Origin of the sequence: Pantoea sp. NGS-ED-1003 (genome assembly GCF_000738765.1) — a bacterium.
Taxonomy (GTDB): domain Bacteria; phylum Pseudomonadota; class Gammaproteobacteria; order Enterobacterales; family Enterobacteriaceae; genus Pantoea; species Pantoea septica.
The window spans coordinates 22,648-40,653 of record NZ_JPQA01000013.1; the positions used below are offsets into that span (position 1 = coordinate 22,648).

Genomic DNA, 18,006 nt, shown 5'->3' on the forward strand with positions numbered 1-18,006 from the left:
GCCGCCGCAGAATAAGCGATTACTTCGCTAGCGCTTTCAGCAGCTGCGCCGCCGTTGCCGCCGATGAGCCCGGGTTCTGTCCGGTGATTAGCAGGCCGTCCTGCACTACCCAGGAGCCCCAGTCTTCGCCTTTGGAATAGAGGCCGCCTTTGGCGATCAGCTCATCCTCTACCAGGAAAGGCACGATGTTGGTCAGGCCGACGCCCTCTTCTTCGCTGTTAGCGAAGCCGGTCACTTTTTTACCTTCGACCAGCGGACGCCCCTCTGCGGTTTTCACATGGCGCAGCACGCCCGGCGCATGACAAACCAGCGCAACCGGTTTTTGAGCGGCAATAAAGCTTTCTATCAGGGCGATGGAGTGCTGATCTTCCGCCAGATCCCATAACGGGCCGTGGCCGCCTGGGTAGAACACCGTATCGAAGTCGGAGGCGGAAACGCTCTCCAGGCGTACCGTTGACGCCAGCTGCGCTTTGGCTTCTTCATCCGCCTCGAAGCGATGGGTCAGCTCGGTCTGGAAATCAGGCTCATTGCTTTTCGGATCCAGCGGCGGGTTGCCGCCTTGCGGCGAGGCCAGGGTAATTTCGGCGCCGGCGTCTTTAAAGGCGTAGTAAGGCGCGGCCAGCTCTTCCAGCCAGAAACCCGTTTTACGTCCGGTGTCGCCCAGCCGATCGTGCGAGGTCAAAACCATTAATACTTTCATGTCTGTTCTCCGCTTAATGAAGTTGCCATTTAAATAGTAGACCAGTCGTCTAGATTTTGCTGATAAAAAAAGTCGTTGCCGACCTTTTTTGCCGCCCCGTCAGGAGGCAGCGTTAAGCATTTGCTGCGTCAGCGCCATGGCTGATGCAAACGGCCGCTTGTTGCGTACAATCTTGACCATCACGCTGGCGCCGAGCCAGAGCTGATAGAGAGTTTCCGCCACCACGGCCGGCTTCTCTTCAGTGCGCAGCGACCCTTCCGCTACGCCCGCCTCAATGGCGTCCGTCAGGCGCGCCACGATGCCGGCGGTGCCCTTTTCCAGCGTATGGCGCATCGCTTCCGAGAGATCGGCCACTTCGGCGCCCAGCTTGACGGCCAGGCATTTGCCCTGACAGTCCTGAAAAGATTGCGTATCCTGCCACTGCTGCCAGTAGTGCATCAGCCTTTGCTGCATCGTGCAGTTGGGCTGGCTCAGGGTCTCGTCCATATTCGCCAGATAGTCGTCAAAGTAACTTTCCAGCATAGCGACGCCAAAGGCATCTTTCGAACCGAAGTAGTGATAGAACGAGCCTTTCGGCACGCCTGCTTCCGTCAGAATTTCGTTGAGACCGACAGCCGAGTATCCTTTGCTGGCCATAATGCGCTGGCCGGTGTCCAGGATATGTTCGCGGATGTCTTCTCTGTGCTTGTGAGCGACTGTGTTCATGAATTCAAAATAGCCTTTATTAGACCGGTCGTCTAGACGCGGGCGCGATTTTTTTGCGTCTACTTTATCATGGATTATGCTAAAGCGTTAAAAAGCTTTCTAATCAACGGGATAAAAGAAGCAGCATGATGAAAAGAAAATAGCCGTAACGGTTTGCCAGGGCGGCGCCGGCGATCACAACGATCTGGCGATACCCGGCGCCGGCTGACCTGCGGTTCTCCGGGCCGGGAAGCGGGATTCGCCTCGACCGGCTGGTGCTGGACGGCCGGTGTATCTTCATCTGGACTGCAATGCGCTCGCGGAGAGCGCTTTTTCAGGCATTGAGATCGCCGACGTCCAGCCCGACTGGCAGCGCGTCGATATCGCCTGAACCGCTTATCAACGCGCTGCCGCCGTTATGGCCCGGGCGTTAACGCCCCTTCTTCTTGCGTCCTGGCTGGACAAAGCGTTTGCGGTTGCCCGCGCGGTCGTCGCTCTTCTCGCTTTTCTTCGGCGCGCTGCTGATAACCGGCTTTTTCACCGCGCTGCTTTTCGCGGGCGTCTTTTTCTTTGCGGGCTTCTCTTCCGAAGAGGAGTTTTCGATTAGCTTAAACAGCTCCGCCAGCTCGTCGTCGGTAAGGTCGCGCCATTCGCCCAGCGGAATGCCCTTCAGGCTGACGTTCATAATGCGCGTGCGCTCCAGCTTCGTGACCTCAAAGCCAAAATGCTTACACATGCGGCGGATCTGACGGTTCAGGCCCTGCACCAGCGTAATGCGGAAGACAAACGTGGACTCTTTCACCACTTTGCATTTTTTAGTGACGGTGCCGAGCATCGGCACGCCTGCGCCCATACCGGCGATAAAGTCGTCGGTGATCGGCTTATCAACGGTGACCACATACTCTTTCTCGTGGTTATTGCCCGCGCGCAGGATTTTATTCACCAGATCGCCATTGTTGGTGAGGAAGATCAGCCCCTGGGAATCTTTATCCAGTCGGCCGATAGGAAAGATGCGCTCGCTGTGGTTAACGAAGTCGCGAATGTTGTCGCGTTCGCCCTCTTCCATAGTGGTGATGATACCGACCGGCTTGTTCAGAGCGATCAACACCAGATCTTCTTCGCTGCGGGGCTCAATCAGCTGGCCGTTTACCTTGACGCTGTCACCCGGAAAGACCTGCGCGCCGACGGCAGCGCGTTTGCCGTTGATAAACACGTTGCCCTGTTCGATGTAGCGATCGGCGTCGCGGCGCGAACAGATTCCGCTCTCGCTGATGTATTTGTTCAGGCGCGTGGATGCGTTAAGCAAGGGAAACCTCCAAAAAGCGCGGACTATACAATAATCTTGCGGGTAAATCCTGCGCTTACTGCAGGTTAGCCCGTTCTTCTCATCTGCTGTTTTTATCGCGGCGGCAGACTGCGCTTATGTAGCATATTCTTGCGCGCTTTTCTCTCTGTTCGTCATGCCAGGCTTGCCAGCGCCATCACAATTTCCAATGACCCGCCGCCTTGTAACTTTTAAAACGGCATGACAACATCCGTACATGTATATACATGTAGCATCGCAACGGTTAACAAAGGGCAGATAATAATTAACACTTCAACCTGGCGAGGAACCTATGTCAGCGGAACTTCCTGCATCAGCGCGTTCAGACGGCGAGAGCCGGCGGCTTTCTGAAACCCGATCGATCGATTTTATTCCTCACCGCGAACGTCACGGACATCCGTTCAGCCAGTTCACGCTATGGTTCGGCGGCAATCTGCAAATTACGGCTATCGTCACAGGCGCGCTCGCCGTGGTGCTGGGCGGCGATGTGGTCTGGTCGATTATCGGCCTGCTCGTGGGTCAGATCATCGGCGCGGCGGTGATGGCGCTGCACGCCGTGCAGGGACCGCGACTGGGCCTGCCGCAGATGATCACCAGCCGCATTCAGTTCGGCGTCTTCGGCGCGGTGATCCCGCTGGTGCTGGTATGCATTATGTATATCGGCTTCTCCGCCAGCGGCACGGTGCTGGCCGGTCAGGCGATGGCGAAGCTGCTGCATATTGATAACGCCGCCGGGATGATCCTGTTCAGCCTGATCATTATCGTGATTGCGGTGCTGGGATATCGCGTTATTCATAAGCTGGGCAAAGTAGCCAGCGTCATCGGCGTGCTGGCGTTCTTCTATCTGTTCGTCACGCTGCTCTCGACCCACGATTTAGCGCCGCTCTGGCAGAATCGCCACTTCGCTTTCTCAACCTTTTTACTCGCCGTCTCTCTCTCCTCGTCATGGCAGATCGCGTTTTGCCCCTATGTCTCCGACTATTCGCGCTACCTGCCGCAGGAGGTCTCCGCGAAACGTCTGTTCAGCGCGGTGTTCTTCGGTACCGTGTTCGGCACCCAGGCGTCGATGACGCTGGGCGTTATCGTCGCGGCTATCGCGGGCAGCGCCTTCTCCGGCAATGAGGTGGGCTATATCGTTGGCTTAGGCAGCAGCGCCACCATGGCGATGGTGATCTATTTTGCCATTTGCTTCGGCAAGATCACCTTTACCACGCTGAACGCCTACGGCAGCTTTATGTCGCTGACCACCATCGTCTCCGGCTTCAGCCGGCAAACCTCCCTGAGCCGGGGCGGACGGATTGGGTTCGTGGTGCTGATGGTGGCGATCTCCTGCGGTATCGCGCTGATCAGTGAGCCCGCTTTTCTTAAATCGTTCACCCACTTTCTGCTGTTCCTGCTGGCCTTTTTCGTGCCCTGGAGCGCCATCAGCCTGACCGATTTTTACCTTATTACCAAAGGCCATATCGACATTCCCGCGCTGTCGCAGCCGGACGGGCGCTACGGCCGCTGGAACTGGCCGGGCATCGCCACCTATTTTATCGGCGTGCTGATCCAGCTGCCCTTTATCGATAATCCGCTGCACCACGGCTCGCTGACCTGGATTTTCGCCGGGAATGACGTCTCGTGGGTTATCGGCTGGTTCGCTACGGCGCTGCTGTGGCTGGGGATGCGGCGTTTCGACCGCCGCGGTGCGCTGAGCGCGACGCGCTATCCGGTACAGTGAGTAAAAGCGGTGTGCCCCTCTCACAGCCGTAAAAAAGGGGGGGGCTGTGAGGGGGGCATTTCTGGCCGCAGGCTGGCGGGAAAGAGCCTCAGTGGCGGATTTGTGCCAGACCCTTTCCGGAAATACCGGACATTTTCATGAGGCTATCGCGCTCGAGCACAGGGCGGGCAACTTCACACATATCCCATCAGCTTCAGCATCGACTGCGCCTGATGCATCGCCTCGGCGCGATGCGAGACGCCCAGCTTCTGATAGAGGTTGCGGATATGGGTTTTAATGGTGGTGGCGGCCACATCCAGCTCCCCGGCGATCTGGTCGTTGCTGTAGCCGGAGTAGATCAGGCCCAGCACCTGCCATTCGCGCTGCGTCAGCGGGCTGGTGCGGATCAGCTCCGGCACGTCGGGATGATTCAGCAGTCGGCTGACGAATCCCTCGTCGAAATGGGCGAACTTATGGCGATGGTATTTGTTAATTTCATTCAGGATACGGCGCGCGCGATGATTATCCAGCTCTTCCAGCGCGTTAAGCTGGATAAGCTGGCGCAGCTGCTGCGCCATGATCTCGCCTTCGATCACGAAATGGCTGATAAAGCCGGTGCCGCGCGCCAGCTTCAGCGCCTCGATGAGCGCGCGCTGCGCTTCGGCTTTGCGTCCGGTCTGCCAGTAGATCTGATTGAGCAGCAGCAGGTTGCGGTTCATATCGCTCATCAGACGCAGCGCGCGCGCGTTTTCGTTGAGCTCTTCCAGCACCACTTCCGCCTGGCTGAGATCGCCCTGCAGGATCTGCGCCCGCGCGATATTGCGCCACTGCCCCTGCAGGAAGTGGTTATTGGCGAAGGCGGGCTTCGCGGTGTGCCGCATCCAGTGGCTGGCGCTCTGCACGTCGCCCGTCATCTGCCAGTAGATCACCCTCACCTTGTCGGCGTTAGCGATCCAGTCGCTGTGCAGGCTGCCGTTGTTGAGCAGATTCTCCAGACGGTTCAGGTAGCTGCGCGCGTTATCCAGATTGCCGCGCGCCAGCGAGCACTGCACCAGCAGGCCCAGACACTGGATCTGCTGCTGCGGCGGGTAGCCCTTCAACACTTTCATACCTTCGCGCGCCGCCTGCTCCGCCTCATCCAGCCGGCCCCACGCCCACATCAGCTGGGCGCGAATGCGCAGCAGAAACTCGTGCAGCGGAAACTGCGCCAGATGCTGCTCGCCAACCAGCACGAACGCTTTCTCCTGAATCTCCCAGGCGGCCTGCAGAAATCCCTGCGCGAAAAGAATTTCGCTTTGCTGGATCAGGCTCCAGAGCGCGTAGTGCCAGGTTTCATCGCGGCGCGCCATCTGCTCGGTCTGGCGCATCAGCGCCAGCGAACTCGCCAGCTCGCCTTTGCAGTGCATCACTTCGCCATGCACCGAGGTGGCGACGATGCGGCTGTAGCGGCGGCTTTCCGGCAGGGCTTCCAGCGCCAGGCGGGCAAGCTGCTCCGCCTCTTCGGTGTTGCCGTCGTTGATCGCCACCTGCGCACGCACGGCGTTGAATTCGCCCTGAAGCGCGGCGTCGATCTCGCAGCTGCACGCCTGCTCGAACTTCGCCAGCAGGCGGTTAACCTCGGAAAAGCGATGCTGGCTCTGCATCAGCCAGGCCTGTAGCAGCACCAGGCGTGGATTATTCACCAGCGTCGCCCAGGGAAGCGCGCTCAGCGAGTTCTCCAGCAGCGCCAGCTCGCTCTGGTTGAACAGCGTCCAGGCGTGCGCCAGCAGCACGTTGCGCAGCATCTCGACGTCGCCTGAGGCGAGCGCATGATGGATCGCTTCGCCGGGGAATCCCTGCGCCATCCAGCTTTGCGCGGCTGCGCGATGCACCGCGGGCAGCTCGGCTGCCAGCTCCCACTGACAACGCTGGCGCAAAAACGATCCAAACAGCGGGTGATAGCTGAACCACTGGCCCGAATCATCCATACGCTGCAGGAAGAGCCCTCGCCGCTCAATCTCCTCCAGCCGCATGCGCCCATTCGCCTCGCCGGTCACGCAGGCGACCAGCGCGTCATTCATCGAGCGTAGCAGCGCGGTTTTCAGCAGGAAATGACGCGTCGCGTCGTCGATATTGTCCAGCACCTCCTCCACCAGATAGTCGGCAAGGTGGCTGGCGTTGATGCCGGAGAGCCGCCGCGCGGAGTTCTGCGCCGAGCCGGCGCCCTGACGCGCGGAGATAGCGATCAGCTGAAGCGCCGTCGCCCAGCCCGCCACGTCGTCGCACAGGCGCCCGCTCTCTTCAGAGGCGAGCGGCGCGCTCAGGCGACAGTCAAAAAACTGTTTCGCCTCGTGATGGGTAAACGCCAGCTGCTGGCTGCCCAGCTCCAGCAGCTGTTCGCGCACGCGCAGATTGGCGATGCCGAGCTGCGGCAGATTGCGCGACAGCACGACCAGCGTCAGGTTGTCGGGCTGATGGCGCAGGAAAAAGCGCATCGCCTCATGAATGGCGGGGTTGGCGATGTGGTGATAGTCATCCACGATCAGCCACAGCGGCTGCCGCCAGTCGGCCAGCTCGATAAACAGCTGCGCGAAAAGCGCGTTGAGGTTGACGTACTGCCGCTTCTGCGCCAGCGTTTCGCTGCGGCTGCAGCCGCCCTGCGTCGCCTGCTGCAGCGCCGCGATAAGATAGTCGGCGAAGCGCTCCGGCTGATTGTCGCCCTCGTCTAATGAATACCAGCCCAGATCCTTTCTATCCGCCGCCCACTGCGAGACCAGCGTGGTTTTGCCGTAGCCCGCAGGGCTGGTAATCAACACCAGCCGGTAATTGCCCGCTGCGCCCAGCTTTTGCAGCAGGCGATCGCGCGTGACGGTGCTTTCAAGGCGTACGGGACGACTGAGCTTCGAGGGAATTAACATGGGCGCACGCTTCTCCATTAACGTTCAGCGCATCATTTTTTTACGCTTCGTAATTAATCTTCATACACGTTCACTGATCCGTTAGCTGAATGCAAGCGAACCTGTAAGGCAGGCTTAACAAAAGCGAGTGCAATCACACTCCTGCGCCGCTTTCAGATTTACCCTGGCCTCTCCGCCCTCGTTATCCTCCCTGCTGAATTTCATGCAGGAGGAGGAGCGCCCGAAAGGCGGCAGGCAAACTGGCAGGCAATCCCTTTTCGTTCTGACAGGAAGCACACGACATGAATTCGCAACCCTTCGATCACGCCCGCTTTACCGCCGCACTCACGCGGCAGTGGCAACGCTTCGGCCTGCGCGACGCGCAGGAGATGACGCAACAGCAGTGGTGGCAGGCGCTGAGCGGCGCGCTGGCCGAACTACTGGCCGAACTGCCTGCGCAGCCCGCATCCGGGTCGCAGCGCCACGTTAACTATCTCTCCATGGAGTTTCTCACCGGCCGGCTGACGGGAAATAACCTGCTCAACCTGGGCTGGTATCAGGCGGTCGCCGACGCGCTCGCCGCCTGGGACATCGCCCTGAGCGACGTGCTGGAGCGCGAGACCGATCCGGCGCTCGGCAACGGCGGCCTGGGACGGCTGGCGGCCTGTTTTCTCGACGCGATGGCCACCACCGGCCAGCCCGCCATCGGCTACGGCCTGAACTATCAATATGGCCTGTTTCGCCAGCGTTTTATCGAAGGCGCGCAGCATGAACAGCCTGACGACTGGGGACGCGACCGCTATCCCTGGTTTCGTCACAACGCCGCGCTGACCGTGCAGGTCGGTCTGGGCGGCAAGGTGGTGACGGAAGAGGGGCGCCCGCGCTGGGAGCCCGCTTTCCTGCTGCAGGGCGAGGCCTGGGATCTGCCCGTCGTCGGCTATGGCAACGGCGTCACCCAGCCGCTGCGCCTCTGGCAGGCGAAACACGCGCGTCCGTTCAACCTGCAGCGCTTCAACGACGGCGATTTCCTGCGCGCCGAACAGCAGGGCATCGATGCGGAGAAGCTGACGAAGGTGCTCTACCCCAACGACAATCACCAGGCCGGGAAAAAGCTGCGCCTGATGCAGCAATATTTTCAGTGCGCCTGCACGCTGGCCGACATCCTGCGTCGTCACCATCAGGCTGGCCGCGCCATCGAGACGCTGCCCGACTATGAAGTGATCCAGCTCAACGATACCCATCCAACGCTGGCGATCCCGGAGCTGCTGCGCCTGCTGATCGACGAGCATCAGCTCTCCTGGGATCGGGCGTGGCGCATTACGCAGCGCACCTTCGCCTACACCAACCATACGCTGATGCCGGAGGCGCTGGAGTGCTGGAACCTGCGTCTGGTACGCGCGCTGCTGCCGCGCCATATGATGATTATCAATACGCTGAACGCGCAGCTCAAAAAAGAGGTCGAGGCGCGCTGGCCCGGCAATGAGGCGATCTGGGCGAAGCTGGCGGTGGTGCACAATCAGCAGCTGCGCATGGCTAACCTCTGCGTGGTCAGCGGTTTTGCGGTCAACGGCGTGGCGGCGCTGCACTCCCGGCTGGTGGTACAGGATCTCTTCCCGGAATACCACGCGCTGTGGCCGGAGAAGTTTCACAACGTCACTAACGGCATTACGCCGCGTCGCTGGATCCAGCAGTGCAATCCGGCGCTGGCCACGCTGATCGACAATACGCTGTCGCGCCCCTGGGTTAACGATCTGGATGCGCTCAGCGACCTGGCGCCGCTGGCGGACGACGCCGCGTTTCGCGCGGAGTATCGCGCCATCAAGCAGCAGAACAAGGCGGCGTTAACGCGCTGGATCGCCGAAAAGACCGGCATCCGCGTTCAGCCTGACGCCTTGTTCGACGTGCAGATCAAGCGCCTCCACGAATATAAGCGCCAGCATCTGATGCTGCTGCATATCATCGCCCTGTGGCAAACGCTGGTCAGCGATCCGCAGGCGAATCTGACGCCGCGCGTGATGCTGTTCGGCGCCAAAGCGGCGCCGGGCTACGCGCTGGCGAAAAATATCATTTACGCCATTAACAAGGTGGCGGCCGTGGTTAACGCCGATCCGCGCGTCGGCGACCGCCTTAAAATCGTGTTTATTCCCGACTATAACGTCTCGGTGGCGGAGCGGCTCATTCCTGCCGCCGATCTCTCCGAGCAGATCTCGACGGCGGGCAAAGAGGCTTCCGGAACCGGCAACATGAAGCTGGCGCTTAACGGCGCGCTGACGATTGGCACCCTGGACGGCGCGAACGTGGAGATCGCCCAGCAGGTCGGCGAGGAGAATATCTTTATTTTCGGCCATACCGTCGAGCAGGTGACTGCGCTGAAGCAGGCGGGCTACGCGCCGGCGACCTGGCGCAAAAAAGATCCGCAGCTGGATCGGGCGCTGACCGCGCTGGAGGACGGCACCTTTAGCGACGGTGACACGACGGCCTTCGACGCGCTGGTGCGCAGCCTGGGCCCGACGGGCGGCGATCCCTACCTGGTGCTGGCCGATTTCCGCCACTATCTCAACGCCCAGCAGCAGGTCGAAGCGCTGTGGGCCGATCCGGACGCCTGGACGCGCGCCGCGATCCTGAACACCGCGCGCTGCGGCATGTTCAGCGCCGACCGCGCCATCCGCGATTATCAGCAACGTATCTGGCAGGCCGCGCGCTGAGGAACGCCATGAAACCGAAAAATCATCTCGATCGCGCCGCAGACGGCCTGATTGCGCCCGATTACATTGATGCCCACGGCCGGCCGCAGCAGGTCTCCACGCTGACCCGCGAGCGTCTGCTGGGGCTGATGCAGCCTCAGAACGCGGGCGCGTCTCCGCTGCCGCCTGCGGCCATCTTCCGCCAGGGCGAGCCGCTGACGCTCTCGCCGGTGCTTCTCAGCGCGGCCAGCTGGCAGCTGACCAGCGAAGGGGGCGCGTGCTGGTCAGGCCGCTGCGCGGCGGGCGAAACCCTGACGCTGCCGCCGTTGCCGGACGGCTACCACCAGCTGACGCTGGAGCATGAGGCGCAGCGCTACGGCTGCTGCGTTATCGTCGCGCCGCCGCGCTGCTATGAGCCGCCCGCGCTGCTGGCGGGCGAATCGCTGTGGGGCAGCTGCATCCAGCTCTATACGCTGCGATCGGCACATAACTGGGGCATCGGCGACTTTGGCGATCTGCGGCAGATGATCGACGAGACGGCGCGCCGCGGCGGCGCCTTTGTCGGGCTGAATCCCCTGCACGCCCTGTTTCCCGCCGAGCCAGAGAGCGCCAGCCCGTACAGTCCTTCGTCGCGCCGCTGGCTCAATATTCTCTACATCGACGTCAACGCGGTGCCGGACTTTCAGCAGAGCGAGGCGGCGCGGGCCTGGTGGTGTCTTGAGGCGACCCAGCAGGCATTGCAGGCGGCGCGCCGCGCGGAATGGGTAGATTACCCTGCCGTGACGCGCCTGAAGCTGGAGGGCTTACGGCTGGCCTGGCAGGCGTTTCGACTGCGCGACGCGGATGACGCGGAGGCGGCGGCGTTTGAGGATTTTGTCGAGGCGGGCGGCGACAGCCTGCTCTGCCAGGGCCTGTTTGACGCCCTGCATGCCGAGCAACGTAAGCAGGATGGTGACAGTCACGGCTGGCAAAGCTGGCCGGACGCCTTTCAGCATCCCGACAGCGCCGCCGTGCTGGCATTTCGCATTGAGCAGAGCGATGAGGTGCGCTTTTATCTCTGGCTGCAGTGGCTGGCGGCCCGGCAGTTCGCGGCGTGCTGGCAGCGCTGTCGGCAGCATGAGATGGCGATCGGCCTGTACCGCGATCTGGCGGTAGGCGTGGCGCGCGACGGCGCGGAAACCTGGCGCGAGCGGGAGCTTTACTGTCTTGAAGCAAGCGTCGGCGCGCCGCCCGATATTCTCGGTCCGCTGGGGCAAAACTGGGGGCTGCCGCCGATGGATCCGCAGGTGATGGCCGCGCGCGCGTTTGAGCCCTGGATCACCCTGTTGCGCGCCAGCATGCAGGATTGCGGCGCGCTGCGTATCGATCATGTGATGGCGCTGCTGCGCCTCTGGTGGATCCCGCAGGGCGAAAGCGCGGCGGAAGGCGCCTATGTGCACTATCCGGTGGACGCGCTGCTGGCAATTCTGGCGCTGGAGAGTCAGCGCCACCGCTGTATGGTGATCGGCGAGGATTTAGGCACCGTGCCGGCGGCGATCGTCGACAAACTGCGGGACGCGGGCGTCTACTCCTACAAGGTGCTCTATTTCGAGCAGGCGTCGAAGCAGGCGTTCCGCGCGCCGGGGCAGTGGCCGCGCCAGGCGATGGCGGTCGCCACCACCCACGATATGCCGACGCTGCGCGGCTGGTGGCGCAGCGACGATCTTCGTCTGGGCAGCAAGCTGGGCCTCTATCCCGATAAGGATGTCCTAGCGGGGCTGTATCGCGACAGGCAGGCGGCAAGGAAAGCGCTGTTGCAGACCCTGCTGCGCAGCGGCGCGCTGCCCCCGCGCCGGCGCTTTCAGCGGGGCGGCGCGCGTATGACTCGCGCGCTCAGCCAGGCGATTCTGGGCTATCTGGCCGACACGCAAAGCGCCCTGCTCGGCCTGCAGCCGGAAGAGTGGCTGGATATGACGACGCCGGTAAACGTGCCCGGCACCGTCGACGCCTGGCCTAACTGGCGGCGCAAGCTCAGCGCGACGCTGGAGGAGATGTTCAGCGATCCGGCGGTCGATGCGCTGCTGGCGGCGGTGGATCGCGGCAGAAAGGGGATGAAATAGAAGAGAGACGTTAGCCCGCCGCGCGCGGGCTGACGATTATGGACTGCGCTATTTCCATCACCGTCAGGCGATCATTTGCTCCAGTCTTCAAAAACAAGCCCTGACACGCGCTCAAATTCCTTGACGTTATGGGTAACAAGCATGGCGTCAGCCGCAATAGCGTGCCCGGCAATGGCGGTATCATTCGGACCAATGAGCCTGCCAATAGCGGTCAGCGCACGCTTGATTTCTGTAGTTGCGTCCACTGCATGGCGATCCCAGGCCAGAATGGCATCCAGGCGCGCGCAGAACGCTTCAACCAGCTGTACATGGCGAGGCGACGCTTTCTTGCCAACAGCGCCAAACCGCATTTCCGCATAGGTTATCGCCGACACAACAATTCGATGACGACGCAGCACAGCTTGCTCCAGCCGCATGAGTACGGCTTCCGGATGTTCCCGCATAATAAAAGAGCAGATATTTGTATCGAGCATATAGGTTTTAATCACAGCTCAAATCGCCCTTCATCGCTGAAAACGTCTGCACGCTCCGTCATAAAATCGGCGTCAGCCTTTTCTTGCTCGCGAAATGACCCCCAGCTCGGCTTGACTGGTCGCAGGATCAGAGAGTCGCCTTCGCGAATAATCTCCAGTTCGTTTACGCCGTCGAAATCGAGATCGCGCGGCAGGCGAATCGCCCGCTTATTACCGTTTTTGAATATCGATACCGTACGCATTTTTTTGTCCTCCCATCCTTACATATGCCAAGAATATGCCGGGGAAGGCGTGATGTATAACCGCCCTTCATACGTTATTTTTCCATAAAAAAAGGTGCGCCGTAGCGCACCAGGTGGGGCAACTCAGCACTGTCGGGGCAGCATCACCCCTTGCCTTTAACACTGCTGATAAAGGTTTTGCGCGCCGACGTCGAACCCAGGCGTTCCGCCTCGTCCAGCAGCTTGAGGGCTTTATCGATATTGCCCTGATCCACCGCCTGACGGATGCTCTGATTAAAGTAACTTTCGGTATCGTCCACCAGCGGCGCCGACGGCGCGGCGGGCGCGGTGCGTGCCGCCGCCTGCGCAACCGGCTGGGTGCTGCCGACCGTAACCGGCGCCGGACCTGAGGAGCCGAACAGCGGGCCGACCAGAATCGAGGAGGCGGAGCTGGTGGAGACTTTCAGCTTTATTTTGCCGTCCACGCCGTGACGCGCGACCGGATCGGGAATATCGGGCACCGCATGGCCGGTGCCTCTGGCGTAGGCTTTCGCCGGATCCACCAGCGTGGTGGTCTGGCCGAGATCCTGCGCGGTGGTGAATACCAGCAGATAGATTTTTTGCTGGCCCAGCGCCGGCGTCAGCTTCATCACCCCTTCCAGGCGGTCGGCGCTCATCACGCCCGGCTGTTGATAGGTAAAAAAGCGGCTCGGGAACCAGGCGGCGGGACGCAGATTCTCGTCGAGCACCAGCACATTGGGGGCGAATACCTGATTGTGCGACACTTCGCTGCTCAGCGTCACCGTCAGCTCGCCCTGGCTGGCAGGCAGGCTAAACGCGGCGACCGGACCGGTGATGCCGCTGACGTCAAGCTGCGTGCCGCTCTGCGACAGCGAGATGCTCTGCGGGCGCGAGGTGTCGACGGGCTGCCAGCTCAGTCGCTGCAGGCTCGCGGTCGGGATCGTCGGCGCGGCGGAGAGATCCTGCGGCACCAGGTTAATTTCAGCATGCGCTGGCAGGGCGAGGCTCGTCAGCAGCGCGACGCTCAGACAGAGTGCGGTAAGCGTTTTCTTTTTCATTTTTTATATTCTCAACAGGCTGTCGGACAGCCGCTGAAGCCAGGCAATGGCCGCGGCTGCTCAGAAAGCGCCGTGCGCTGAACGCACGGCGGCCGTTTGCGTTACAGGTCGGTAGGGTTTACCACCAGATTTCCATCTGCGCGCCGAAGCTCCACTCATCGTTGTCGCCGCGGCTGTTGGTGAAGAGCCCGTTGCCGGTGCTGTCTGCGGAAGCCAGCGAGGTCAGATCGCCGGAGGCATCTTTGCTGTAGCCCCACTTCTCATCCCATTTGGCATAGGTAGCGAACAGGCGCAGCGCCGGGCGCGACCAGATGCTGTCGCCCGCCTGCCACTGCTGAGCGAGGGTGATTTTGTACTGGCCGTTGCGTTCGCTGACCTGCTGCGACTTCACGTTGTCGTAGCCCACTTCCAGCAGCGTGCTCATGATCGGCGTCCATTTGTACATCGGGCGCACGCCGACGGTGTACCACTCGGTGCCGCGGTTGTTGTCCAGATCGGTGTTCTGGTACATCGCCACGTACATCAGGTCCCAGCGGTCGGCGAGCGAGATGGCGCCGTGATCGAGGACGCGGTACATGCTGCCGTTGTTGTTGATGTTGGTGCCCTGCGGCAGCCCTTTGCCCTGCGAGGTGAGCGCATCGGTGGCGTACTGCAGCACGAATTTGTTGTAGCCCTTGAGCATGCTCTGGGTATGCTCCGCCGTGAACATCCAGCCATCTTTCGACGCGCCGTCTTCGATACGGTAGCCGTCGCGCGCGTTGGCGCGGCCATAATCGACACCCAGCTCCAGCACGCCGTCCGGGTTGGTTTCCAGTCCGGCCAGGCGCACGTCGAAGACGTCGTTGGCGGTGCTGGTGGCGTAATCGCGGATGCGATCGCTGGAGAAGGTATAGGAGCCGCCCGCCTCTGAGGAGCGCGTCGCCGCGAAAGAGAGCTTGCCGAAGCCGAGATCTACATCTTCCAGACCGGCGCCCGGGCCGGAGATATCCCAGTAGTAGAAGTCGATCATATGCACGTCGTGACGCTGGTAGAAGCGCTTACCGGCCCAGATAGTGGAGCCCGGCAGCGCGTCGATCAGGTTCTTGCCTTTGACGTTCGCCTCGCGGAAGGCGGGGGATGTCGCCTCCCAGTCATTCTGTTGCGCCACTGAATAGGCGACGTTGGTGTCGAAGTAGAAGCTTTTGTCGCCCTCTTTCCACACTTCCTGGCCCAGCTTCAGTTCGGCGTAGGTTTCGCATTCGTTGCCCAGACGGTATTTGCTTTGCGCGCCGGTAGCCTGAAAGCACTGCTGTTCGCCGCCGCTGCCGGTCCAGCCGATGCCGGAACGGGCGTAGCCGGTAAAGTCGACCGCCATCGACGAGGCAGAGATCGTGCCCGCCGCGATGGCGATAGCGACGGGAAGTTTGCGCAGAGTTATCATTTTCTATCTCCTGAGATCATTGCTTTTATTGTTTTGCAGGGCTAAACACCAGGCTCCTGATGCAGCCTGCGACAGGCGCTCCCGTCCTCGCGGAACAGGTGACAGCGCTCCGGTGGCAGGCCAATGCCCATCAGGGCGCCCTCTTCTACCAGCACGACGTCCTCCTGGCGGTAAACCAGGTTTTGACGGATAGCGGGGATCTGGATATGGATTTGCGTTTCGTTGCCGAGCTGCTCGACCACCTGCACCTCGCCCTCGAGCGTGACGTCGGCGATATCGCTGGAGAGCAGGTGTTCAGGTCGGATGCCTAACGACATATTGCTGCCCACCTGGACGCCTGCGCTCTCGACCGGTAGCCAGATGCGCTGATCGTTAGGCAGGCGGACCTGCACCTGATCGATAGCGGTGGCGGTCACTTTAACGGGCAGGAAATTCATGCGCGGCGAGCCGATAAATCCGGCGACGAAGCGGTTAGCGGGATAGTGATAGAGCTCCAGCGGCCTGCCGACCTGGGCGATGCGCCCGGCATCCAGCACCACGATCTTGTCCGCCAGCGTCATCGCCTCGATCTGATCGTGGGTGACGTAAATCATGGTGCGCTTCAGGCGCTTGTGCAGGCGCGAAATCTCGATGCGCATCTGCACGCGCAGCGCGGCGTCCAGGTTGGAGAGCGGCTCGTCGAGTAAAAAGACGCGCGGCTCGGCGACCAGCGTACGGCCGATCGCCACGCGCTGGCGCTGACCGCCGGAGAGCGCTTTGGGCCGACGGTCGAGCAGATGCGCCAGCTGCAGCACTTCCGCCACCTGATTAACGCGATGCTGGATCTCGTCACGCCTGACGCCCGCCAGCTTCAGGCCGAAAGACATATTTTCCGCCACCGACAGGTGCGGATAGAGGGCATAGGACTGAAACACCATGCCGATGCCGCGCTCGGCGGGCGGCACCTCGTTCATTCGCTGGCCGCCGATCAGCAGCTCGCCGCGGGTAATGGTCTCCAGACCGGCGATCATGCGCAGCAGCGTGGATTTGCCGCAGCCCGACGGGCCGACGAACACCACAAACTCTCCTTCGCCGATTTCCAGATTGATGTCCTTCGAGACCAGGGTGTCGCCCCAGGCCTTGGTGACATTGCGTAACGCGACGCTCGCCATGATGCTTTCCTCTCCGCTTGCTCATTCTTGCCTGCATCGCCGCAGGCAGACTCCGGCGTCCACTATGGGAAAGGTTCCGGGCGCGCGCATCCTCCGCCGCAGGCGCTTTAGCTGGGGGATGAGAGAGGAGGAGGAGATCGCCGCGCCTCTCCCTGTAACGGCAGCGGCGCGCGGTTTTTTGTGATCGACTGCGCAGAGTCGCGGCGACCGGAGTGTGCGCCAGACCGTGATAACCGCCCGGTTTTGCAACGGAGATCACGGCTTAGCGTCGGCAGGCGTAGAGCGCGGGAGGATGAGAAGCAGCGGCGGATGGTCACAATGTGCGGGAAAACGATTTCCGTTTCCGCTAACAGGATGGAGTTATGACAATGAAAACCGGCGCACGCATTTTTGCCCTTTCCGCCCTTACGGCCATGCTGTTTTCGGCCTCGGCAATCGCGAAGATCGAAGAGGGAAAACTGGTTATCTGGATCAACGGCGATAAAGGCTATAACGGGCTGGCCGAAGTGGGTAAGAAGTTCGAGCAGGATACCGGCATTAAAGTCACGGTCGAGCATCCGGATAAAATGGAAGAGAAATATCCGCAGGTGGCCGCCACCGGCGACGGCCCGGACATTATCTTCTGGGCGCACGACCGCTTCGGCGGCTATGCCCAGTCGGGGCTGCTGGCGGAGATCTCGCCGGATAAAAGCTTCCAGGAGAAGCTCTTTCCTTTTACCTGGGACGCGGTGCGCTTTAACGGCAAGCTGATCGGCTACCCGGTGTCAGTGGAATCGCTGTCGCTGATCTACAACAAAGACCTGCTGCCTAACCCGCCGAAAAGCTGGGAAGAGATGGCGGCCGTCGACAAACAGCTGCGCGCCAAAGGCAAGAGCGCCATTATGTTCAACCTGCAGGAACCCTACTTCACCTGGCCGCTGCTGGCTGCAGGCGGCGCTTACGCCTTTAAAAAGAGCGACAGCGGCTACGACGTCAAAGATACCGGCGTAGATAACGCCGGCGCGAAAGCGGGCATGCAGTTCCTGGTCGATCAGGTTAAAGCCAAAACCCTCAACGCCGACACCGACTACTCTATCGCCGAAGCGGCGTTCAATAAAGGCCAGACCGCGATGACCATTAACGGTCCCTGGGCCTGGAGCAATATCGACAAGAGCGGCATCAACTACGGCGTCACGCTGCTGCCGACCCTGAACGGCAAACCGTCGAAAACCTTCGTCGGCGTGCTGAGCGCGGGCATCAACGCCGCCAGCCCGAATAAAGAGCTGGCGAAAGAGTTCCTTGAGAACTACCTGCTGACCGATGCCGGTCTGGACGCGGTGAATAAAGACAAACCGCTGGGCGCAGTCACGCTGAAGTCGTTCCAGCAGGCGCTGGAAAAAGACGAGCGCATCGCCGCTACCATGAACAACGCGCGTAGCGGCGACATCATGCCGAATATCCCGCAGATGGCGGCCTTCTGGTATGCGATGCGCACCGCCACGCTTAACGCCCTGAGCGGACGTCAGAGCGTCGATGCCGCACTGAAAGACGCGCAGGCGCGCCTGAACAAGTAACGCCTCTCCCAAAGCCGGTTCGCGCCGGCTTACCACTGGT

General features: G+C 61.2%; 13 protein-coding genes. 4 read left to right on the plus strand and 9 right to left on the minus strand.

The genetic code is table 11. The annotated features are described in order from the left end of the window. Window positions 1-19 precede the first annotated feature (19 nt). The 3 genes from JS46_RS21305 to rluF form a co-directional block, all read right to left on the minus strand. On the minus strand, window positions 20-700 hold the full coding sequence (locus JS46_RS21305) for a type 1 glutamine amidotransferase domain-containing protein (RefSeq protein ID WP_033755628.1): 681 nt from the start codon (window positions 698-700) through the stop codon (window positions 20-22). A gap of 99 nt (window positions 701-799) precedes the next feature. Next, a complete protein-coding gene (locus tag JS46_RS21310; RefSeq protein ID WP_033755629.1) occupies window positions 800-1,405 on the minus strand; it encodes a TetR/AcrR family transcriptional regulator in 606 nt (201 codons plus the stop codon). A 409-nt stretch (window positions 1,406-1,814) separates the two neighbouring features. Beyond that, window positions 1,815-2,690, minus strand: a complete 876-nt coding sequence (gene rluF, locus JS46_RS21315) for a 23S rRNA pseudouridine(2604) synthase RluF (RefSeq protein ID WP_033755631.1) — start codon at window positions 2,688-2,690, stop codon at window positions 1,815-1,817. Window positions 2,691-3,000: 310 nt separating this feature from the next. Here rluF and JS46_RS21320 point away from each other — a divergent pair, with 310 nt between their 5' ends. Beyond that, the gene (locus JS46_RS21320) at window positions 3,001-4,431 is read left to right on the plus strand and encodes a cytosine permease (protein ID WP_033755633.1); all 1,431 of its coding nucleotides are present in this window, start codon (window positions 3,001-3,003) and stop codon (window positions 4,429-4,431) included. A gap of 173 nt (window positions 4,432-4,604) precedes the next feature. Here the strand turns inward: JS46_RS21320 and malT are convergent, their stop codons facing one another. Then, complete coding sequence (gene malT, locus JS46_RS21325) at window positions 4,605-7,307, minus strand: HTH-type transcriptional regulator MalT (RefSeq protein ID WP_033755635.1); 2,703 nt, start codon at window positions 7,305-7,307, stop codon at window positions 4,605-4,607. Between the two features lie 281 nt (window positions 7,308-7,588). Here malT and malP point away from each other — a divergent pair, with 281 nt between their 5' ends. Continuing rightward, a complete protein-coding gene (gene malP, locus JS46_RS21330; protein WP_033755637.1) occupies window positions 7,589-9,991 on the plus strand; it encodes a maltodextrin phosphorylase in 2,403 nt (800 codons plus the stop codon). Window positions 9,992-9,999: 8 nt separating this feature from the next. Further along, window positions 10,000-12,069 carry a 4-alpha-glucanotransferase gene (gene malQ, locus JS46_RS21335; protein ID WP_033755639.1) on the plus strand — a complete coding sequence of 690 codons (2,070 nt, stop codon included), beginning with the start codon at window positions 10,000-10,002 and terminating at the stop codon, window positions 12,067-12,069. A 71-nt stretch (window positions 12,070-12,140) separates the two neighbouring features. Here malQ and JS46_RS21340 read toward each other — a convergent pair whose 3' ends face one another. The 5 genes from JS46_RS21340 to malK all read right to left on the minus strand — a co-directional run bounded on the left by JS46_RS21340 (window position 12,141) and on the right by malK (window position 16,413). Beyond that, a complete protein-coding gene (locus tag JS46_RS21340) occupies window positions 12,141-12,557 on the minus strand; it encodes a type II toxin-antitoxin system VapC family toxin (RefSeq protein WP_033755640.1) in 417 nt (138 codons plus the stop codon). Continuing rightward, complete coding sequence (gene vapB / locus JS46_RS21345) at window positions 12,554-12,784, minus strand: type II toxin-antitoxin system VapB family antitoxin (RefSeq protein ID WP_033755641.1); 231 nt, start codon at window positions 12,782-12,784, stop codon at window positions 12,554-12,556. The genes JS46_RS21340 and vapB overlap by 4 nt, the downstream gene beginning before the upstream one ends. Before the next feature lie 143 nt (window positions 12,785-12,927). Continuing rightward, window positions 12,928-13,842, minus strand: coding sequence for a maltose operon protein MalM (gene malM, locus JS46_RS21350; RefSeq protein ID WP_033755643.1), 915 nt, complete (start codon window positions 13,840-13,842; stop codon window positions 12,928-12,930). Window positions 13,843-13,960: 118 nt separating this feature from the next. Further along, window positions 13,961-15,262, minus strand: a complete 1,302-nt coding sequence (locus JS46_RS21355) for a maltoporin (RefSeq protein ID WP_033755645.1) — start codon at window positions 15,260-15,262, stop codon at window positions 13,961-13,963. 41 nt (window positions 15,263-15,303) lie between these two features. Further along, a complete protein-coding gene (malK, locus tag JS46_RS21360; RefSeq protein WP_033755647.1) occupies window positions 15,304-16,413 on the minus strand; it encodes a maltose/maltodextrin ABC transporter ATP-binding protein MalK in 1,110 nt (369 codons plus the stop codon). A gap of 362 nt (window positions 16,414-16,775) precedes the next feature. Between malK and malE the strand changes: the two genes are divergently transcribed. Beyond that, window positions 16,776-17,966, plus strand: a complete 1,191-nt coding sequence (gene malE / locus JS46_RS21365; RefSeq protein WP_033755649.1) for a maltose/maltodextrin ABC transporter substrate-binding protein MalE — start codon at window positions 16,776-16,778, stop codon at window positions 17,964-17,966. Window positions 17,967-18,006: the final 40 nt, after the last annotated feature.